We start from the raw sequence: 19,987 nt of genomic DNA on the forward strand, positions 1-19,987 counted from the left end.
TGATGCCTTTCGACCACCGTCAGCTGCGCGACAAGTGGTATAGCGCCGGTTGGTACTCCGACCGCACCTGCCTGGACGCATTCGAAGCGGGGGCGGTCGAGCACAAGGACGTGCCGTTGACTTTCATCATCGGCGATTCGGTGTCCAGTCCGACGGTATGCGAAATCCACGACCGGGCCGTGGCGTTGGCGGCGTCGTTGCAGCGGCTGGGGGTGCGCGACGGCGACGCCGTCGCGGTACAGCTGACCAATCGTGTCGAGTGTGCAGTCGCTTATCAGGCGGTGTTGTTGTGCGGGGCAGTGCTGGTGCCGATCGTGCACATCTACGGTATGGCCGAGGTGGCCTTCGTTCTCGACCAGTCGGCTGCAAAGGTACTGATCATGCCAGAGCGGCACGGATCGATCGTGTATAGCAAAAGGCTGCAAGATCTTTCGCGGATCGACTCACTGCAGCATGTCGTCATGCTAGACGCCGAGTCGGGCGAGGGCTATCTCGCGTGGTCGCAACTGGACACATCCGCCGCCCGGTACCGGCGCCCCGCAGTGGCCGCCGACGATATCTGTCTGCTGCTGTACACATCGGGCACCGCGTCGGCGCCTAAAGGTGTACAGCACACCCACAACACGGTTCTCGCCGAGCAGAGAACCATGCCGGCGCTGCTGGCCGGTAAACCCGACGACGTGTCGCTGGTGACCTTTCCGCCGGGCCACATCGCGGGCGTCGGGTCGATGCTGCGGCCGTTGCTCAGCGGCGCCCGGACTGTCTTCATGGATGGTTGGGACCCGGCGCAGGCGGTCGAGGTGGTGCACCGTTTCGGCGTGACCTGCACTGCGGGCACACCATTTCACCTCGCGGGCATCCTTGATCTGGGTGACACCGGAGACAAGCTGGCAAGTCTGCGGGAGTTTCTGGTCGGCGCCGCACCGGTCGCCGAGGAGATCGGCCGGCGTGCTGCGCAAGCGGGGATCAGCACCTTCCGCAGTTACGGCGCCACCGAACATCCCACCGTCACCGGCGAACACGAGGGACAGCCGCAGTGGGCCCGGCTGAGTACCGATGGAAAACCGCTCCCGGGCTCAGAGATTCGCATCGTCGGGTCCGACGGCGCGGACTGCCCGATCGGGATAGATGGCGAGGTCGTCGTGCGCGGTCCCGATCAATTCGTCGGCTACCAGGATTACGCTTTGAACGCTGAGGCGTTCACTGACGACGGTTGGTTTCGCACCGGCGATCTCGGGCACCTTGACGCCCACGGCAGATTGACCATCACCGACCGGATCAAGGACGTCATCATCCGCGGTGGCGAGACCATCTCCTCGGGTCAGGTCGAAGAGGTGCTCAACGCACACCCTGCGGTCGCCGACGGTGTTGCCGTCGCAGCCCCGGATTCGCGTTACGGCGACGTGGTCGCCGCGGTCGTGGTGCTCAAACCCGGGTATGCGCTCAACCTCGACGACCTGCGGGCCCACTTCGCGGCATCCGGGCTGGCCCGGCAGAAGACCCCGGAACGTCTCGCCATCGTCGACGAGCTACCGCGCACGTCGTTGGGCAAAGTGCGCAAAGCGCAACTGCGCAGTGACCACTTCGGCGCCGCTGGGCGTTAGTGTGACCGGACCCCGAAGTCGATGTCCGCAATGCCGGAGAACGGCGTGAAGCCGGCCTTGTCCAGCCATGACGGCGCTGCCTTATGTCCCGGTTCGGGGCGTGCCCAGTCCACCCAGGAGCCCCAGTCCTCGCGGCGCAACTTCTGTTGCAGCGTTTGCGGATGTGCGTCGGCGGCCGTGGCATAGCGCTTCGCGAATTGCTTCATCTCGGCCGGAATCCAAACGTCCTCCTCGGAACGCCACTTACCGCCGCCGGCATACTCGATGAATTGATACGAGGGGAAGTCGATGGGCGCCCCGCCCGGCTCCGGGTTGTCGGCACGGTTGACCACCTTGTACGCGACGCGGGCGCCGTCGACGACGTACCAGACGAGCGGGCTGTAGACCTGCGGTGCCGCTCCCATCGTCCCCTCGAGGAACTTGGTGATCTCCGCCGGGCCGGTGAACGTTCCGTAGAAGTGGTCGAAGTACGTCGCGTCTTCGGTGAACAGGTGTGCCCAGGCGTGCCAGTCCTCGAGTACCGGCCCGGTCATGAAATACCGCCGGAACTCCCGCTCGACCTCTTCGACGTCCGCCGTGGTTTTCATCCTCCGAGCCGCAGGCCCGTGTTTCGGGTGCCGAACACGTCGGTGGCCATGATGGCGCCGAGTTTTTGTGCATCCCAGCGCTTTTCGCCATTCGAGACAGACGCGACGGGGTGCCAGCCCTTCAGGAGCTGGAGATGTTCGCCCATCGCACGGATCACTTGACCGCTGACGTGGCCGGCCTCGGGGCTGGCCAGCCAGGCCACCACCGGCGACCCCAGTGAGGGGTCCTTGGGGTCGAACTCGTCCTCCGCGCGCTCGTCGGGCTCGATCGGAGCCTGCGCGCCGGGCATGGAGGCCGACATCCGGGTGCGCCCACCCGGGCTGATCGCGTTGACGGTGGCGCCGATCGACGCCAACTCCAGGCTCAGTGTCTGGGTCAGACCGACGATTGCGGCCTTGGCCGCGCTGTAATTGGTCTGCCCGAAGTGGCCGTGCAGACCGGCGCCGGAGGTGGTGTTGATGATTCGGCCGTAGACCTTTCCGCCGGATTCCTTCGATTCCGCGCGCCACTTGCGAGCGACCGCGCGGCTGGTGAGCCAGCTACCGCGAACGTGCACCCGCATCACCAGGTCGAAATCGTCGGCGGTCATGTTCCAGATCGCCTTGTCGCGAACGATTCCTGCGTTGTTGACGACGATGTCCAGCCGCCCCAGCTGCGAGTAGGCACGCTCGACGGCGAGGTCGACCTGCTCCTCGTCGCCGACATCGCTGAAGTCGGAAACAGCGGTACCACCGCGGCTTTCGATGATCGCCACCACCTCGTCGGCCACCTTGCCGGTGCCCTCGCCGGACAGGCTGGTGCCGAGGTCGTTGACGATCACGGTGGCGCCGTGCTTGGCGAGTTCGAGAGCGTGGCCCCGGCCGATGCCGTGCCCCGCCCCGGTCACCAGGGCGACTTTGCCATCGAGCAGTCCGGTCATGGGTTCTCCTCGCTAGGTGTGAAGACTGTCAGATAGGGGCTGTCGGGATCGGTGTCGTCGACCGGGCGGAAGACGGCGGTAACCGGCATTCCGACCCGAAGGTCGTCGAAGTCCGCGCCTTCAATCGTCGTCATCAGCCGAGGGCCTTCGGTCAGTTCGACGAGCGCGGCGACATACGGCACTCGCTCCTTGAACGGCGCCAGATCATTCACGTAGACAGTCGAATACGTGTAAAGGGTTCCAGTTCCGCTGGCCTGTACGGGCGCAACGTCCTCGCTCCAGCAGAACGGGCAGAACGGGCGGGGGTAGTGATGGACCTTGCCGCACGCTGAGCATTCGGCGATCAACAATTGACCCTGCCTGGCGGCCTCCCAGTAGGGAGCGCTTGCCGCGTCGATGGTCGGAATGTCAGCGCGAGCCACCTTTACCACCCGGTGAACTCGGTCGGTCGTTTCTCCACGAACGCCTGCACGCCCTCGGTGGAGTCGTGTGAATACGACTGGATCTCCTGTGCCATTGCCTCCGCGACGAATGCACCGGAGCGGTCGGTGTCGGGTGAGTCGTTGAGCAGCCGTTTGGTGAACGCGATCGCGGAGGTCGGCGCTCCGGCCAGCCGGCCGGCGAAGTCGGCGACCGTAGCGTCGAAGTCGGCGGCGCTGACCACCCGGTTCACCAGACCCAGCGTGAATGCTTCGGTGGCTGAGAGCTTTTCGCCGAAGAACGCCATCTCCTTGGCTTTCTGCATGCCAATGCGGCGGGGCAGTAGATAACAGCCGCCGCCGTCGACAACCAGCCCACGCTTGACGAATGACTCTGCGAAGTAGGCGTTTTCGGTAGCGATCACCAGGTCGGAGGCGTACACGACGTGGGCCCCTAGGCCCGTCGCCGCACCATGCACTGCGGCAATCACCGGTTTATTGCAGTCCAGCACGCTGGCCACCAGCTTCTGGGCGCCGTTCATGATGCGCCGGGTAGGCTCCAGCACTCGCTTCTGGCCCCGCGCGCGCCGTTCGGCGAGCGATCCAACGTCGGCGCCGGAGCAGAAGTGCTTGCCGTTGGCCCGCAACACCACCACACGTACCTTCTCGTCGGCGTCGGCGGCGGCCAGTAGCGCGATGAGGGCATCGCGGTCGTCGGGACGTACCGCGTTGGCGGCTTCGGGCCGGTTCAGGGTGATCGTCAAGACGCCGTCCGCGATGTCGGACAAAACTGCTGCCTGCGTGTTCATGGTGTGTACGTGGCCTTCAGGTGTTTGATGCCGTTAACGAAGTTCGACCTCAGCATGACCGGTTCGCCCGCGGCGGTGATGTCAGGGTAGCGCGCGTAGAGCATCTGGAATGCCACGTTCAGCTCAAGCCGGGCCAGGTGCGCACCCAGGCAATAGTGCGGTCCCGGGCCGCCGAAAGCGATGTGGTTGTTGGGTTTCCGCGCGATGTCGAAGCGCTCCGGCTGGTCGAAGACCGCGGGGTCGCGGTTGGCGGCGGGATACCAGACCACAACTTTGTCGCCGGCGTTGAAGGTGTGGGTGACCTCGCCGTGGGCGTCGGTCAGCGTCACGCCGTCGCGGGTCACCGTACGGCGAAAGTGGATCACCGGGCTGGCGTATCGCAGGATCTCCTCGACCGCGGTGGACACCATGTCGTCGTAGTTCGCCAACAGTCGGTCGCGCTGCTCGGGGTGGGCGCTGAGAATGAGCAGCCCGTGGGTAAGTGCATTGCGGGTGGTCTCGTTGCCCGCGCCGATCAGCAGGATGAAGAACTTCGCCAGCTCCTGGGGTGTGAGGTTTTCTTCGTCGGAGTTGACCAGTTTGCTGATCACGTCGTCGCGGGGATGGGCGATGCGGTCCTCGGCGATGCCCTTGAGCAACTCGATGAGCTGCTCGCTGATCTCGGTGACCGCGGCTCCGATGCCCGCGACGGTCTGGTCGGGTACGTACTCGGGGTCCGAGGCGCCGAGCACGATGTTGGTCGCCCGCAGGATGAACTGTTCGTGTTCGCGTGGAACGCCGAGCATGGTGTCGATAATGCGCAGCGGCAGCAGCGTGGCGAACGAAGAGACGAAGTCGCACTCACCCGTGCGCGGCATCTCCTCGAGGATCTCGGCGGTGGTCTCTTCGACCAGGCCACGCAGCTCGGAGAGTATGCGGGGGGTGAAGCCCCGCGAGACAATCTTGCGCAGCCGCATGTGTTCGGGATCGTCCATGTCGATGATGGAGCCGCGGTATTCGCGCATCTCGGCGGTCTGGTCGAAGATCTGCGTGCCCTGCCCGGAACTGAAGTCGCCGGGGCGGCGGCTGATGTCGACGACGTCGCGGTGGGCGCCGATCGCCCAGAACCCGCGGGGCCGCGGCGAGTCGGGTCGGTTGGTGCGGACGAACACCGGGCCGCCGGCCTCGCGAAGGCGCCGGTAGAGCTCGCTCCGTTCAGCCGGACGCTCCTGCCACCACCGCAGATCGATCAGTGGTGCGAACTGCTGCTCGTCGGTGTCGATCGCGCTCACAGCACCCGATTCTGGCACCCATGTCACTTATAGGCAATGCCGGGGTGCTAGATCAGATCGGGCAATGTCTCAATATTTGTTCGCTCGCGGCACGAGTTATCTAACGTTAGTGTCACTGCAAACGGAGGAACGGAGAAGAGCACATGACTTTACGGGTCGGCATCATCGGCGTCGGGTGGGGCGCACGTGTGCAGGTGCCCGGTTTCCGGGCGGCGAAGGGCTTCGAGCCCGTCGCGCTCTGTGCGCGTACACCCGATCGGCTGGAGCGTGCGGCGGCCAAACTGGGCATCGAACAGACCTCCACCGATTGGCAGTCTTTCGTTACCCGCGACGACCTAGACGTCATCTCGGTCGCGACTCCCACCGTGCTGCACCACGAAATGACGATCGCCGCACTGGCGGCGGGTAAGCCGGTGTTGTGCGAGAAGCCGCTGGCGGGCGACCTCGAAGCGGCCCGCCACATGGTGCGTGCTGCGACCGATTCCAAGCTGCCCACCGCCTGCTGTTTCGAAAACCGGTGGAACCCGGACTGGTTGGCAGTCGCCGACAAGGTGCGCTCGGGCTTTCTCGGTTCGCAGTACCTCGCCCGGGTCAGTCGCAGCGCGTCGTATTGGCATCCGAGTCATCCACTGCAGGCACATTGGATGTACGACCGCGAGCAGGGCGGCGGCTATCTGGCCGGCATGCTGGTGCACGATCTGGACTTCCTGACCAGCCTGCTCGGCCGCCCGGTGTCGGTGTGCGCGGAGGTGCGCACCAGCGATCCTGTCCGCGAACTGCCCGACGGGGGGACCCTACCGGTCACCGCCGATGACACCGCGGCACTGCTGATGCGTATGGAGTCGGGGGTGACCGTCATTTTGAGCCTCTCCGTTATGGGCGCCCACGCCGATCACTACCGCCTCGAATTGTTCGGCTCCGATGGCACCATCATCGGCGACGGCGACTTGCGTTCCGCGGCATACAGCCTCGGCGCCGCCACCGATGCGGGATTGAGTCCCCTGACGGTGGATGAACGCGAGCCCGCGCACCCCGAGCGGTTGCCCGGGGGCCTGGCGGGTCACGCCAGCAGGGCTATGGCGCTGATGCTGCAGGACTGGCTGCCCGCGTTCGACGGTGGTCCCAGCGGCGCGGCTACCTTCGAGGACGGGCTGTTGTCGCTCGCGGTGATCGACGCCGCGCACCGCTCCGCCGAAGGCGGAGGGTGGGAGCAGGTGCAGGTTTGAGATGTGCGACTAAAAATAGGCTTCACCTCGACGGTGGCGCGACCCGAATGAACTGCGTCAAGAGTGAACAACGGCGCGGCTTGCAACGTCGTGATCGCCTGCCGTTGGCTCCGACGATGTGATTGATCGTCAAGCGCAGAGGGCTGTAGTCGGGACGTAATCAGTAGCGGAAGGGAAGTGCCCAATGAGAGGCGGACCGTCGATCAAGCATCTCGACGACGTACCGGCTGAGGAGATGCTGCGTTATGAGTTCGCAGATGGCCGTACGGCGTCGATATGGGAGAAGTGGATTGAGCTGTCTCCCCGGTACTTCGCGTTCTGGAACAAGTGGGACCCGGGGGCCATCTCCTCGCAGCACGGTCACACCGGCGATCACAGCAATTTCATCCTGGCCGGCGAGATCCGCTGCGGCGACGTGGTCGCCCGCGCAGGCACGCACATCATGCTTGAGTGGGGGGACGTATTCGGACCTTGGGAGGCCGGCCCGCAGGGGTGTGAACTGTATGGGTTCATCGCCGGTGAGGGACAACCGTTCGGCGGCGATACCGCCGCGTACGAGGCACTGCTCGAGGCGCGTGGCGCCCGGTCGGTACCGTTACCGATGCCAAAAAATCTACCGCCGTGGATACGTGCCAAACTGGGTGCCTCATTCACCTCATCGATTACCAACTGGGTGGCGTCGACCTGAGCCGCGCGGGTGTAGCGCCCGGTCGTCGGGTTAGTTGAGGGACGAGCCGGCATCAACCGTCACGTGCCGGCCGGTTATCGCTCGCGATTCGTCCGCCGCCAAGAATGCCACCGCGGCGGACGCATCCGTGTCAGCCCAGGTCGTAACAGGCCATGACATGGTGGAAAGCGACGCCGCGCCAACGCGATCAACGTCGAGCATGACGGGCCGATACAGCCGTCCGGCGTAGCCAGAGTCGTAGCCGTTCTCCGAACCGCTGGCGGTATTCACCCGAATACCAAGTGGCGCAAGCTGTTTAGCTAGCATCTGCACATACTGCGAAACCATCGACTGCGCGAGTTCATACGCCGCCCCGCTGGGTCCCTGCGGCCGATCGTGGAGAGGTCCTTGCGCCGACGATGAGGGACCAGAAGCGATAAGGGACGCGCCTTCGCTCAATCGTGGCATCGCGGCGCTGAAAGTGTTTACCACGCCGAGAAAGTCGACGTCGAACGTATCGATGAAGGCCGCGATCGGGGCTTCCGCCCGAGTTGGGGCGATGGCGGCGCTCGCGACGACGACGTCGAGCGCGCCGAGTTGCCGTACCGCGGTGTCGACTGCGATCTCCATTTCGGTTCGATCGCAGACATCGCAGCGGTACACCGCCGCTCGTCGGTCGAGCTTCTCGATCATGCAAGCGGTGCGGTCGAGGTCTTCGCTAGTGGCGAGCGGATAGTCACACGAAGGGATGTTGTCACACAGATCTACCAACATGATGTCTGCGCCTTCGCGGGCCAAACGTAGCGCGTGGCTTCGACCCCGTCCTCTGGCTGCACCGGTCACGAGCGCCACCTTGCCTGCCAGATGTCTGCTGATCATGTCGCTCCTCCCCAGAGCCATCCCGCGGTCGCGAGCGTCCCGGCAGTGTCCACGCACTTCAGCCGAGGAGATGACATCTCGCTTCCTTTCTCACGCTGCACTCGGTCGATGTGCCGCCAGATCGTCCGGTCACGTGCCCAGCGGACCTCGTATGTGAGACCGCATCGCCTCAGCCGAGTGATCCCTCGGCGGGCGGATAAATCAGTACGCCACGGATATTGGCGCCGGCGTGCATGTCGGCGTAGCCGTCGTTGACCTTCTCCAGGGGGTAGGTGCGGGTGACCATGGATTCGAGGTCCACCTGCCCGGCGCTGTACAACTCGAGGATCTTAGGGATGTCGGCACGGGGATTGCCCGAGCCGTAGAGGGTTCCGACAATCTGCTTCTCGGTCAGGGTGAGGTCCATCAGATTAGCCCGGATCTCCCGTTCCAGCATTGGGTGGATGTTGGTGACCACCAGCCGGCCACGCTTGGCCGTCATGGCCAGCGCCTGGCCGACCAGTTGGCCGTCACCGACTCCCATAGCACAGATGAACTTGTCTACGCCGCGGTTCCAGGTAGCTTCGGCAACAACGGCTTTCGCCTCGTTCCAGTCGGCCGCGGTATGAGTGGCTCCCATCTTGACCGCTTCGGCCCGTTTGTACTCCGAGGGGTCGATGACGGTGATGGTGCGGGCACCCGCGAGCCGCGCGCCCTGGACTGCCGCGGCGCCGATGCCACCGACCCCGGCGATGGCAACGGTGTCGCCCGGCCTGACGTTGGCGGCATAGACCGATGATCCCCAACCGGTGATGAAGCCGCAGCCCAGAAGACAGGCCAGGTCGAGGCGATAGTGGTCCGGGATCTTCACGCAACTGGCCTCGTGCACCACGGTGTGGTGGGCAAACGAGCCGATACCGCAGGCCAGCGCGAGGTCGTCGCCACCGAGATGGTGGCGAGCGGTGCCGTCGTGAATCTGCATGCCCGAGTAGATCTTTGCGCCGAGGTCGCACAGACTCTGGTGGCCCGTCGAGCACGACGGGCACCGTCCGCACGACGGGATGAAGCTGAACACCACGTGGTCGCCCGGCGACAGCCACGACACGTGCTCACCGACGGCCTTGACCACGCCCGCGCCCTCGTGCCCGCCGATGCAGGGCAATCGGATCGGCATGTCGCCGGTGACGAGATGGTCGTCGGAGTGACACATGCCCGAAGCGTGTAGTTCGATCAGCACCTCGGTCGCCTTCGGCGCGTCGAGCTCGATGGACTCGATGGACCAGGGTGTGTTGCGTTCGAACAAGACCGCTGCTTGAGTCTGCACTGGAATCCCTTCCGGCTCAACGGATGATGGCTTGATGCTCGACAAACCCGGCGATGCCCTCGGGGCCCCCCTCGCGGCCGATGCCGGACTGCTTGAATCCGCCGAACGGGCTGGCGAAGTCGAGCACGGCGGTCGAGTTGACGGCCACGGAACCCACCAGCAGCTGGGCCGCCACCGCCGCCGCCCGTTCCGCGTCGGCAGACCACACCGCGCCGACCAGCCCGTACCGGGAGTCGTTGGCGATGGCCACCGCCTCAGCGACGTCGTCGGCGCCGGTGTCGTCGTAGGCGATCACGACCGCGACCGGTCCGAAGACCTCTTCGCGGGCGATCTCCATGTCGTTGGTCGCGGCGACGACCGCGGGAGAGAGGAACCACCCTGGACGGTTGGGCCGCTCGCCGCCGACCAACACGGTGGCGCCGTCCTGCCGCGCGCGCCGCAGGAACCCCTCGACCCTGTCGCGCGCAGCCTCGTTGATCAGCGGACCGATATCGGTGACCCGGTCGGCGGGATCCCCGACGATCAGCTCGGCGACGGCGGCCGTCAGTGCGGCCACAAATTCGTCGTAGCGGCTGCGCGGCAACACGATTCGCGTCAGAGCGGCGCACAGCTGACCGTTGTTGCCCATCACGCCGGCGACCAAACCCGGCACCGTCGTCTCAAGCGGCGCATCGGGCAGCACGATGGCCGCGGACTTGCCGCCCAGTTCGGTGCTGCAGCGGCGGATTCGGGAGCCACACGACGCTGCGATCCTGGCACCGACGGCCGTCGAGCCGGTGAAGCTGACCTTGTCGACCCCCGGATGTTCGGTGAGCAGCTCGCCGGTTTCAGCGCCCCCGTTGACGACGTTGACGACTCCGTCGGGCAGTCCAGCTTCCTCGATCGCCTCCATCAGCACGCCGAATTCGAGCGGGGCATCGGGCGCCGGCTTGAGCACCACTGTGCACCCCGCCGCCAGGGCGGGGCCGAGCTTTAGCGCTGCGATGAACAGCGGTGTGTTCCATGGCACGATGGCGCCGACCACGCCGACGGGAAGCTGACGCACCTCGACGGTGCCGCCCGTCACCGATGGACGGGTGGTCGAGAAGGGATAGTGCGGGGTGATCGACGCGTAGGCGCGCAGCACGCCGACCGCGGTGATGACCTGACCGAAGGTGCTCCAGGATCGCGGCGAGCCGATCTCCGCGGTGGTCAGGTCGGCCAGTTCACCCTTGCGGGCGCTCAGCGCGTCGGCGAGTCGCCCCAATGCGGCACCGCGATCGGCAGGAGCGACCCGCCCCCACGACTGCAGCGCGCCGCGGGCGGCGGCGACCGCGGCGCCCACGTCGTCGGGGCCGGCAATACCGACGGTGCCCAGCAGCTCGCCGGTGGCCGGCGACGTCACATCCAGTGTTCCGGCGTGCGCGCCCGACACCCATTTGCCTGCGGCATAGCTTGCCGCCAACTCCACCATGGGCACCGATTCTGGCAGCAATGTCATCTTTGGACAAGCAGTCCATTGGCTACGAAGCGACGATTTAGTTTCAGGTCTTCACTTTTTCTGACAGTATTGGTCACTATGACTGCATCGCCCGATAACGACGCCGACGGTAATTCCGGACGGCCGTGGGACCTGGTCGTGGAGCAGGGCAAGGTCGCCGAGTTCGCTGAGGCCATGTTGTGCGACGATCCCGCCTACCGTGGTCCTGACGCGATCATCCCGCCGACATTCCTGACGACCGCAGGCCGCTGGGCCCCGGCCGGTGTCCGGGTTGACGTGGGTTTCGACCGCAAGCGCTTGCTGCACGGCGAACAGGAATACACCTTTCACTCCGCCCCGCCCGCGGCCGGTGACGTCCTGACCGCACGGGAGAGGATCGTCGACCGGTACTCGAAACCGGGCAAACGTGGGGGCACGATGCGTTTCGCCACCGTGGTTACTGAGTACCGCGACGCCGGCGGAGCGCTCGTCGCCGAGGCCAAAGCCACCTTCATCGAGACGGCCCCCCGATGAGTCCCGGCGACGGCGCAGGCGGACAGACCACGACGACCACCGCATTGCGTGTCGGCGTGCAGGCGCCGGTCCGCGAGTTCGGACCACTGACTCGGCAGATGTTCGTCCGCTACGCAGGCGCGTCCGGTGATTTCAACCCCATGCATTACGACGATCAACTCGCGCGTTCCGCCGGCTACCCTTCGGTGTTCGCCCAGGGCATGTTCTCCGCGGCGCTACTGGCCGGGTTCGCCACCGATTGGCTGGGCGCGGGCAGCGTGCGCCGTTTCGGCGTCCGCTTTCGCGAGCAGGTCTGGCCGGGCGACGTGTTGACCTGCTCGGGCACCGTGACCGCCGTGTCGGCGGAGCCTGACGCCGAACGGGTGATCGTGGAGTTGACCGCTACCCGGCAGACGGGCGGCGTCGCGATCACCGGCACCGCCGAGTTCGTCAACCCGCGGAACGCCGCTCGATGCGGCGCGGGTGACGCGGATCGGCCATAGGCTGGAAACATTATGTCCGAAGCCTCGATCGTCCGCCGGGCCAGCTACGGCCCCTCCAGCCCCGCAGTGGGCGCTCGCGGTGCCAACACCCGGGGCCGTATCGCCGAGGTCTCGCTGGAGCTATTCGGCCGGGTGGGCTACTTCGACACCTCGGTCGACGCGATAGCCAAAGCGGCAGGGGTGTCCCGGGCCACCCTGTACCAGTACTTCAAAGGCAAGGACGAGATCTTCCTGGAGCTGCTCAACGAATGCGGCAGCGCGTTGTTTCGGGTGGCGCGTCGCATCGGTCCGCTCGGCCCGGACGAGGTCGGCTTCGACAATCTGAACTGGTGGCTAGGGGAGTGGAGTTGGGTGTTCGACAAATACTCCACGATGTTCGTGCAGTGGACGGCGATCGCCTCGTCGGACACCAAGGTGCGTCCCGAAATCACCCGGTTTGTACGCGGTTATAACCACCGCCTCGCGGAGCGGCTCGCCGGCTCGGGCCTCAACGGCCTGGACCCGGAGGTCGCGGCCATGGCGATGACCGCGCTGGTGCACCGCATCAATCTGTTCGTACATACCGACCGCGCTTATGGCCGTAGCGCCAAGGATGCGGTCGACACGTTGTCGGTATTCCTGCAGCTGATGTTGTTCCCTGACACCCCACGATCGGTGCTGCGGTCACTGTCTTTGCACGCCAGCACGGATCCGGCGGCCGACATCGACGCCCTCAAGGCACCTCCGGCCCCAGACATCGCGGGGCTCTCGATCAGCGAGCGCACCACCAGCCTCAGTAAGCGCGCCGTCACCACCGTAAATGCTTTGGCCGATGCCGGCGCAGCCCAGTTCCGCGCCCGGGGCTATCGCAGCACCAGTGTCGATGACATTGTCGAGGCGGCCAACGTGGCGCGGGGCACGTTCTACAAGTACTTCAGCGACAAGCAGGATCTGCTCGCCGCCGTGGCCGCCGAAATTTACGGGGCCGGAACGGCATTCGCCCACCGGATCGCCGACGTCGACCCAGTGGCCAAGAAGTCGACGCTGCGGCACTGGCTGCGTACCTACGTCGAGTTCTACGACCGGTATTCGGGATGCATCGAAGCGTGGGTCGAAGGCGCCACCGACGACCCCACCATCGTGAGCATCGGGGAGAACGGCCAGGTGCAGATGGATATCGGCGCGGCCAGGATGCTGATCCGCGGACCGGGTCGGTATCCGTTCGACCCGGTGGTCTCCGCACTGATCCTGCGTGCGCTCGTCACCCGGGTGCCGCAGGCCGCTCTCGATCTGCCCGAACCGATTGACGCCGACGAGCTCGTCGATGTGTTAATGACTTGCATCAACCGCGGATTCTTCGGACGCGCGAAGTAGATCGAGTCCTGAGCTATGCCGTCGTAACACCAGCGGCGATGAGTTCGTCGGTCGCCTGTGCGGAATATCCCAACTCGTGCAAAATCTTTCGGCTGTGCTCGCCCAGCGCGGGCACGTCACCAATCACCGGATCGACGCCTGCCAGGCCCGCGGGCGGCGGCAGCGCGGCAGCCGGACCGCCGGGCGTCTGAATCTCGTGCCATCGATCCCGGCCGACGAGTACCGGATGTAGCCACAAGTGATCAACACCGTTCATGCGCGCGTGCGCCACGCCGGCGCTCTGCAGGCGCGCTTCGAGTTCTTCAGCGCTCAGCCGCGCCGCCACGGTGGTGATAATCGACTCCAACTCATCGCGGTGCGCTACCCGATCAGGGTTCGTAGCGAACCGCGGTTCGTCGACGAGATCTCTTCTTTCCAAGACGATTTCGCAGAACCTCAGCCATTCGGCTGAATTCTGCACGCCCAGCAACACGGTGCCGCCGTCGCCCGCGGTCACCGGGCCGTACGGGGCGATCGTCGGATGCCGCGCGCCGGTGCGTGGTGGCGCCTTTCCCCCGTAGCGGCCGTAGTAGAGGGGTTGGGACATCCATTCGACCAACGCGTCGAATAACGACACCGAGACCGGCCGCACCGCGCCGGTGGTGGCGCGGGTGTAAAGCGCGGTGAGGATTCCGGAGAAGGCGAACATGCCGGCGGCGATGTCGGCGATCGATACACCGGTGCGCGCCACCTCCGCCGGCGAACCGGTCACCGACAACAACCCGGCCTCGGCTTGTACCAAAAGGTCGTAGGCCTTGCGGTCGCGCCAAGGTCCGTCCTGTCCATAGCCGCTGATGGTCGCCGTGATGGTCCGTGGGTGCGCGCGCGCCACCGATTCGGTGTCCAAGCCCATCCGAGCCGCGGCACCCGGCGCCAGGTTTTGCACCAGCACGTCGGCGCCCTCGAGTAGACGCTCAACGATGCGTCTGCCCTCGGGCTGCTTGAGGTCGACAGTCAACGACTCTTTGCCACGATTGAGCCAGACGAAGTAGCTCGACTCCCCGTGCACTGTGCGGTCGTAGCCGCGGGCGAAATCGCCGCCCTGCGGACGCTCGACCTTGATTACCCGTGCGCCGAGGTCCGCCAGCTGTCGGGTGGCGTACGGCGCGGCGACCGCCTGCTCGAGGCTCACGACGGTTATGCCGGCCAGTGGCGCACTCGTCATGTCGCCGGCGAATTCCGGGCCGGCTGACCGGTCCAACCGCCTGCCTCGTATTCGGCTGTAATACCCGAACCGCGGACGCACACAGTGCAGCACCCCCGAGGATTAGATGACGGATACGTCAGAAAATCATATCAGGATGACCTCGTAGCCCCTGGATGCATTGCGCAGACAGAAAACACCATATGTATGCGGTGTCAGATTATGGCTAGGCTCATCAGGTGGTAGATAGCTGCCCGCAGGCACCGGCGGGTCCTCTGAATGGCATTAAGGTCGTCGAACTCGCGGGCATGGGACCCGGGCCACACGCCGCAATGTTGCTCGCCGACCTGGGTGCCGAAGTGACGCGGGTTCAGCGGCCCGGGGGTGGTGGTGGGGGCGCCCAGCTGCGTGGGCGCCGGATCGTTTTCGCCGATCTCAAAGACGCCGCCGAGCTCAACGGGGTGCGCCACCTCATCGACGATGCTGACGTTCTCATCGAGGGGTTCCGACCCGGCGTCGTCGAACGCCTCGGCCTCGGACCTGACGAATGCTGCCGTCGTAACCCGAGATTGGTTTACACCCGCATAACCGGATGGGGCCAGACCGGTCCCCGAGCTCGACAGGCCGGCCATGACATCAACTACGTCGGCCTCACCGGATTGCTTCACGCCATGGGTGACCCGGATCGTCCGCCGGCGCCACCCCTGAATCTGGTCGGCGACTACGGTGGTGGCTCGCTATTCGCGGTCGTGGGCGTCCTTGCCGCCTTGCTAGAGCGACACGCCTCGGGGCGAGGCCAGGTGATCGATGCCGCGATTGTCAACGGCGCACCGATGCTGGGCCACATCCTGTGGGCGATGCTCGGCGACGGCCGGTGGTCAGACGGGCGGGGTGACAACATCTTTGATGGCTCGGCGCCGTTCTACCGCACCTACGAATGCGCGGACGGTGGCTACGTCGCCGTGGGTGCGCTTGAACCGGCCTTCTTCGCCGAGTTGCTGCGGCTGCTGGAGATCGACCCGGACACTCTGGGCCCGCAACGGGAGCGTGCCGGCTGGCCCGCGATGCGGGATGCCCTGTCGGACAAATTCCGGGAGGAAACTCGGGACCACTGGGCGCGGGTTTTCTCGGATAGCGACGCATGCGTCACGCCGGTTCTGACCGCGACCGAGGCGATCGACGATCCGCATATGCGGGCACGCAACGTGTTCGTCGACATCGATGGGATCCGTCAACCGGCGTCCGCGCCGCGCTTCTCCCGAACCCCGGCCGCGCAACCGCGGCCCGCGCGCGTGGCGCCTCGATCACGCTGACGCAGCGACGGCCATCCCGGTGATCCATTCCGGCACAGGCTCATAGACCATCGGGGTTACCGGCCGCCCACCGCCCGCGGCGCCCGCGGCAAGCCAGGTCCTGACCTCGTTGGCGCCCGCGCCCGCACGGGTGTGGGCGGTGTCGACGAGCCGAATCAGCGAAGCGACGTCCCAGTTCGACATGGCGTCCAACACTTCGGCGTCCCAATCGGGACGGATCTTGGTGCGCGCTGCCGCCATACCCTCGGCGATGATCCGAGCCCGGTCTTCGTCGCTGAGGTCGTAGGTATCGACCTCCAGACTCGGCGGGGAATGTGACAACCCTCCGGTCCCGATCACCAGCACCCGCTCGGCGATCCCGTCGAGGAACCGGCCAACTTCCGCGCCGAACTCGGCCACTCGACGGCCAGTCGGAAGCGGAGCCGTGGCACAGTTCACCGGCAGCGGGATGACCGGCTTGACCGCCAAGTCGCCGAGCAGATCCCGAACGGGCTGGGCGAACGCGTGATCCAGTCCGATGTCACGACATGCCGCGACGTCGAACCCGGCCGACAGCAGGTGTTCGCACAGTCGGCGTGCCACCGCGGACGGGACATCAAGGTTGCCGGCCGGGTGGCCGCCTTCGGCCAGAATCGATGCGGACAACGCGACCCCGAAGGCGGGTACCACGTGTCGAAACGCGCGGCGGTGGTCACCGCCGAACACGATCACCACGTCGGGATCGAAGTGTTGCGCGCGTTCGGCCGCCGACGTCAGTGCCGAGCGGAACCTGCGACCGAAGGCGCGTTCGACATCGCGCTCCTTACCCGGGCTGTGGCTTGCACAGACAACCAGCCGCTCTGGCGTCACGTCCATCACCTCCGCTAGAAGTGACACTAATGTTAGATCAGTCGCCGGCCGACCACGGCATCACACCGTAATGACGATGCCTTGCGTCAACGCCACGATGACGCCGAGGATCACGATGAACGCCACGCATGCCGCGACAAGCCGGACGGTTTCTCGCTGCAGCGCGGCATTGGTCTGCGGAGGAAGAAAGAATTCAGCGGGCAGCTTGTTCATGCGTTCGCTTGCCACCACGACTCCTTTCGGATCACGGAATGTAGGGGCTGTCGGCGCCGGTCACGGTGCGCAACACCACCAGCGGAATGATCAGGAACACAAAGAAGGTGACCTGGAAGATGATGAACCAGGCGCCCAGTCGCAAGATTTCGAAGCGCCACCGCGGAATCGCCACGTCGTAGTTGAGGTAGTCGTCGAATTCTTGCTGCTTGGTCGAGACCAATTGCTTGGTGGCAACGGCTGTCCCGCCGCGACTTTCGGTGTCGGCAGCCGGATGCAATGCGGTCCGCGGGACGGTGAAGCGATCTAACCGGCAGAATCGCTCAATATGGTTGAGGCCGCGAATCGGCGGTTTACCGGCCCAATAGGCGATCAGGTTGGGCCATATGCACATGATGCCGATGGTCCAGAGCAGTGTGATGCGACCGCCGTTGCCCCACTCCAGAACCGGCCCCATGCCGGGATCGTAGGTCCACCATCCCATCGCCGTGGCGGTGCCCTCGACGGCGAAGTCCCAGATGTAGTTGACTGGAATCGCAAGCACCAACATGGATTTGAGCATGCTCCAGCCGAACCGTGCGGACACCCATTGACTCAGCCACAACACCAGAAGCGCGTGCACTCCCCAGTACACCGCGTAGGCGAACGGCATGAACAACGGATCGTTACGGGTCTTGATCGGTAGCCATTCGAGCAGATGGTGCTGGGCGAACGCCGGGCTGTAGAAGAGCATCTGGCCCCAGTCCCCGATGGTCTCCATCCAATACACCGCGAGGCTGTTGAACAGGAAAAGGAATCCCCAGGTCAGGCGCCGACGACGAATGACGTCGGCGATCGCCAGAACGATGAAGATGCTGCCGGCGATCGGTATCACCCAGTTGAAAAACCAGACGCCAGATGGGTTGAGGGTTGCCGGTGGTGCCAATTGTGATGTGGCGAAGAGCATCGTTGCCTCTCAGCTGGAGGGAGCGGACCCCATTCCGTTCAGCCGATCTTCTACATATGTAACCTAGTTGACTATATTTCGTTTGTCACCAGAATCTGTGATGGAGTGTGCCTCCGCTGTATGACGGCTTGAATGCTGCGGCATACCGGTTGCGGTCCGGCATCCGATGCCGGACATTGACACTATGACAGTGAACTGTCATCTTTGGTAGGTCGTGCCAAAGGAGCTACTAGTGACGGATCTGAAGTCCTCTAGCCGGGCAGAGCCATCGGCCATCGAGCCTCCGCAGATCAAGACGATTCGGCCGGTGCTGTTCTGGTCGAGCCTCGGCGCGGTGTGCGTAATAATCGCCGCCTACGTCTATATCTCGTGGATCGCGTCGGGCAATGCGACCCGGGTGAATCCCGGTCCCGACCCGATCCCCGCGGCCACCCACTGGGCGATGACCGCCTTCCAGATCGCCTGCCCCATACTGGCGATGGCTGCCATCGGCTACGTTATCCGCAAGAGCGTGCGCGAGCGTCAACTCTGCGTCGAAGCTGCCATCGTGATCGGATCGGCAATCGCATGGTGGCACGACCCGCTGATCAACTGGTTTCAGCCGGCGCTGTTCTATAACGCCGGCTTGCTCAATTTCGGCAACTGGACGCAGAACATCCCCGGCTGGCTCAGCCCCGACGGTCGATTGATGGCTGAGCCGGTGCTGATGATCGGAATGATCTATATCTGGATGCCGCTGGCCATGGGCTCGATCGCCCGGTGGACCATGGGACGGGCGCGGCACCGATGGCCGACGCTGGGGCCCGTCCGCACCTTCTGCACCGGTTGGCTTGCGGTGTATGTCATCGAGTTTCCGCTCGAGATCTTTGCGGTGCGCCACGGCCTGCTCGGCTATCCGGCGTCGATTCCCGGCGTCACGCTCTGGGCGGGTCAGACGATGCAGATACCGCTCTACGGCCCCATCCTGTGGTCGCTGGTGCTCAGCTCCAGCGGAGCGCTGATGTTCTTTCGCAACCGCGCCGGCCAGATCAGGGTGGAGGCGGGTGTGGAGACGCTGGGGTGGGCAGGGCCATGGGCCAGAGGACTGCTGAGGGTGCTCGCGGTCACCGGGTTTCTGCACGTGGTGGCGATCGGCGTGTACGACCTGCCGGTGAACTTCGCGGGCCTTTACGCGGGGCCGACCCAGACCTACCCGAGCTATCTGCGCACGCAGTACTGCGGACCGGACACCCCGCGGGCGTGCCCCGACGGCACCCGTTTCGACGATCGCTAGCTCGCCCTACTTCAGTACCGCGGGCAGGGCGGCGAACTCCTGGCGGATCAGGTCGTCGAGTGAACGGCCTGGCGTCGAAAGCCACTGATTGAGGGCGCGCTCGACGAGCAGCATGCCAACGGCCGCCAAGAGCCGGCATTCGCTGTCGGGGGCGGGCATCCGGCGTCGTTCGGCGATCACCTGAGCGACGGTCTCGGCGTTGGCCTCGTGGTTTTTGCGTTCGCGGCCCAGCAACACGAGCGACGACGCGACGGCGTCGTGATACTGCGCGATCCGTTTACGGATGCGCTTGAGTCCTGGTGCAAGCAACGCGAATGAATTCGCCAACGCCTCGAAGTCTGATGCCTCCTCCGGTTGAGCGAGGTAGACCCCGCTCACGGCGTCGATGAAGTCGTACTCGCCGAAGAAAAGCACCGACTCTTTGGTTGGGAAGTAGCGGAAGAAGGTCCTCGGCGAAACGCCCACGCTCTCGGCGATCTGGTCCGTGGTGGTCTCGTCGTAACCGTTGGTGCTGAACAGGTTCAGGGCCGCGTTCAGCAGCGCATTGCGGACCCGGTCCGCATGCGCGTCCCGCGGTGATCGGTCGCCCCGGGCCATCCGCCATCCCCTTTCCCGTCTGGGTGTCCCGACAGTACAACGACTCCGGGTGCCGGCACATCGTTGACACTCGTGGTGATACCGACGATACTTCCCAATA

21 protein-coding genes are annotated in these 19,987 nt (G+C 65.2%); 8 read left to right on the forward strand and 13 right to left on the reverse strand.

Going from position 1 to position 19,987, the window contains the following annotated elements; translation table 11 throughout:
* Positions 1-2 precede the first annotated feature (2 nt).
* Positions 3-1,604, forward strand: coding sequence for an AMP-binding protein (locus BST44_RS03910; protein ID WP_047322059.1), 1,602 nt, complete (start codon positions 3-5; stop codon positions 1,602-1,604).
* On the opposite strand, the gene BST44_RS03915 is transcribed toward BST44_RS03910, so the two are convergent.
* Genes BST44_RS03915 through BST44_RS03935 form a run of 5 tightly spaced genes read right to left on the reverse strand, consistent with a single transcriptional unit; the run spans position 1,601 to position 5,610 of the window.
* Positions 1,601-2,191 carry a nuclear transport factor 2 family protein gene (locus BST44_RS03915; RefSeq protein ID WP_009953854.1) on the reverse strand — a complete coding sequence of 197 codons (591 nt, stop codon included), beginning with the start codon at positions 2,189-2,191 and terminating at the stop codon, positions 1,601-1,603. The two genes, BST44_RS03910 and BST44_RS03915, sit on opposite strands and share 4 nt — an antisense overlap.
* The gene (locus BST44_RS03920; RefSeq protein WP_009953855.1) at positions 2,188-3,111 is read right to left on the reverse strand and encodes an SDR family NAD(P)-dependent oxidoreductase; all 924 of its coding nucleotides are present in this window, start codon (positions 3,109-3,111) and stop codon (positions 2,188-2,190) included. The genes BST44_RS03915 and BST44_RS03920 overlap by 4 nt, the downstream gene beginning before the upstream one ends.
* Positions 3,108-3,542: a Zn-ribbon domain-containing OB-fold protein gene (locus BST44_RS03925; protein ID WP_009953857.1), complete on the reverse strand. Its 435-nt coding sequence runs from the start codon at positions 3,540-3,542 to the stop codon at positions 3,108-3,110. Before BST44_RS03925 ends, BST44_RS03920 begins: the two co-directional genes overlap by 4 nt.
* Positions 3,536-4,339, reverse strand: a complete 804-nt coding sequence (locus BST44_RS03930) for an enoyl-CoA hydratase/isomerase family protein (RefSeq protein WP_014379541.1) — start codon at positions 4,337-4,339, stop codon at positions 3,536-3,538. The genes BST44_RS03925 and BST44_RS03930 overlap by 7 nt, the downstream gene beginning before the upstream one ends.
* Positions 4,336-5,610, reverse strand: a complete 1,275-nt coding sequence (locus tag BST44_RS03935; RefSeq protein ID WP_009953860.1) for a cytochrome P450 — start codon at positions 5,608-5,610, stop codon at positions 4,336-4,338. The genes BST44_RS03930 and BST44_RS03935 overlap by 4 nt, the downstream gene beginning before the upstream one ends.
* A gap of 143 nt (positions 5,611-5,753) precedes the next feature.
* On the opposite strand from BST44_RS03935, the gene BST44_RS03940 reads away from it, so the two are divergent.
* A complete protein-coding gene (locus BST44_RS03940) occupies positions 5,754-6,836 on the forward strand; it encodes a Gfo/Idh/MocA family protein (protein WP_009953861.1) in 1,083 nt (360 codons plus the stop codon).
* Positions 6,837-7,020: 184 nt separating this feature from the next.
* Positions 7,021-7,524, forward strand: a complete 504-nt coding sequence (locus BST44_RS03945; protein ID WP_011724946.1) for a cupin domain-containing protein — start codon at positions 7,021-7,023, stop codon at positions 7,522-7,524.
* A gap of 30 nt (positions 7,525-7,554) precedes the next feature.
* On the opposite strand, the gene BST44_RS03950 is transcribed toward BST44_RS03945, so the two are convergent.
* The 3 genes from BST44_RS03950 to BST44_RS03960 all read right to left on the reverse strand — a co-directional run bounded on the left by BST44_RS03950 (position 7,555) and on the right by BST44_RS03960 (position 11,165).
* Entirely contained in the window at positions 7,555-8,382 is an 828-nt protein-coding gene (locus BST44_RS03950; protein ID WP_225323320.1) for an SDR family oxidoreductase, read from the reverse strand.
* Positions 8,383-8,551: 169 nt separating this feature from the next.
* Positions 8,552-9,685 carry an NDMA-dependent alcohol dehydrogenase gene (locus tag BST44_RS03955; protein ID WP_009953864.1) on the reverse strand — a complete coding sequence of 378 codons (1,134 nt, stop codon included), beginning with the start codon at positions 9,683-9,685 and terminating at the stop codon, positions 8,552-8,554.
* Positions 9,686-9,701: 16 nt separating this feature from the next.
* The gene (locus BST44_RS03960) at positions 9,702-11,165 is read right to left on the reverse strand and encodes an aldehyde dehydrogenase (protein ID WP_011724948.1); all 1,464 of its coding nucleotides are present in this window, start codon (positions 11,163-11,165) and stop codon (positions 9,702-9,704) included.
* A 78-nt stretch (positions 11,166-11,243) separates the two neighbouring features.
* On the opposite strand from BST44_RS03960, the gene BST44_RS03965 reads away from it, so the two are divergent.
* Genes BST44_RS03965 through BST44_RS03975 form a run of 3 tightly spaced genes read left to right on the forward strand, consistent with a single transcriptional unit; the run spans position 11,244 to position 13,513 of the window.
* Positions 11,244-11,678 (forward strand): FAS1-like dehydratase domain-containing protein, encoded by a 435-nt coding sequence (locus BST44_RS03965; RefSeq protein ID WP_009953866.1) that lies wholly within the window; start codon positions 11,244-11,246, stop codon positions 11,676-11,678.
* The gene (locus tag BST44_RS03970) at positions 11,675-12,160 is read left to right on the forward strand and encodes a MaoC/PaaZ C-terminal domain-containing protein (RefSeq protein ID WP_009953867.1); all 486 of its coding nucleotides are present in this window, start codon (positions 11,675-11,677) and stop codon (positions 12,158-12,160) included. Before BST44_RS03965 ends, BST44_RS03970 begins: the two co-directional genes overlap by 4 nt.
* A gap of 12 nt (positions 12,161-12,172) precedes the next feature.
* Positions 12,173-13,513, forward strand: coding sequence for a TetR/AcrR family transcriptional regulator (locus tag BST44_RS03975; protein ID WP_011724949.1), 1,341 nt, complete (start codon positions 12,173-12,175; stop codon positions 13,511-13,513).
* Positions 13,514-13,526: 13 nt separating this feature from the next.
* On the opposite strand, the gene BST44_RS03980 is transcribed toward BST44_RS03975, so the two are convergent.
* Positions 13,527-14,717, reverse strand: a complete 1,191-nt coding sequence (locus BST44_RS03980) for a CaiB/BaiF CoA transferase family protein (RefSeq protein ID WP_033722671.1) — start codon at positions 14,715-14,717, stop codon at positions 13,527-13,529.
* Positions 14,718-15,004: 287 nt separating this feature from the next.
* On the opposite strand from BST44_RS03980, the gene BST44_RS03985 reads away from it, so the two are divergent.
* Positions 15,005-16,009, forward strand: coding sequence for a CaiB/BaiF CoA transferase family protein (locus BST44_RS03985; protein ID WP_196233644.1), 1,005 nt, complete (start codon positions 15,005-15,007; stop codon positions 16,007-16,009).
* Here BST44_RS03985 and BST44_RS03990 read toward each other — a convergent pair.
* The 3 genes from BST44_RS03990 to BST44_RS03995 are packed head-to-tail and all read right to left on the reverse strand — an operon-like array spanning position 16,001 to position 18,017.
* Entirely contained in the window at positions 16,001-16,864 is an 864-nt protein-coding gene (locus BST44_RS03990; protein WP_009953872.1) for a 3-carboxyethylcatechol 2,3-dioxygenase, read from the reverse strand. The genes BST44_RS03985 and BST44_RS03990 overlap by 9 nt on opposite strands.
* Positions 16,865-16,918: 54 nt before the next feature.
* Complete coding sequence (locus BST44_RS30040; protein WP_155254932.1) at positions 16,919-17,086, reverse strand: DUF7156 family protein; 168 nt, start codon at positions 17,084-17,086, stop codon at positions 16,919-16,921.
* A 16-nt stretch (positions 17,087-17,102) separates the two neighbouring features.
* Positions 17,103-18,017 (reverse strand): spirocyclase AveC family protein, encoded by a 915-nt coding sequence (locus BST44_RS03995; RefSeq protein ID WP_014382043.1) that lies wholly within the window; start codon positions 18,015-18,017, stop codon positions 17,103-17,105.
* Positions 18,018-18,249: 232 nt separating this feature from the next.
* Here BST44_RS03995 and BST44_RS04000 point away from each other — a divergent pair, with 232 nt between their 5' ends.
* Positions 18,250-19,290: a spirocyclase AveC family protein gene (locus tag BST44_RS04000; protein ID WP_011724954.1), complete on the forward strand. Its 1,041-nt coding sequence runs from the start codon at positions 18,250-18,252 to the stop codon at positions 19,288-19,290.
* 6 nt (positions 19,291-19,296) lie between these two features.
* Here BST44_RS04000 and BST44_RS04005 read toward each other — a convergent pair whose 3' ends face one another.
* Positions 19,297-19,887, reverse strand: a complete 591-nt coding sequence (locus BST44_RS04005; protein WP_011724955.1) for a TetR family transcriptional regulator — start codon at positions 19,885-19,887, stop codon at positions 19,297-19,299.
* Positions 19,888-19,987: the final 100 nt, after the last annotated feature.

The organism is Mycobacterium scrofulaceum (assembly GCF_002086735.1).
Taxonomy (GTDB): Bacteria; Actinomycetota; Actinomycetes; order Mycobacteriales; family Mycobacteriaceae; genus Mycobacterium; species Mycobacterium scrofulaceum.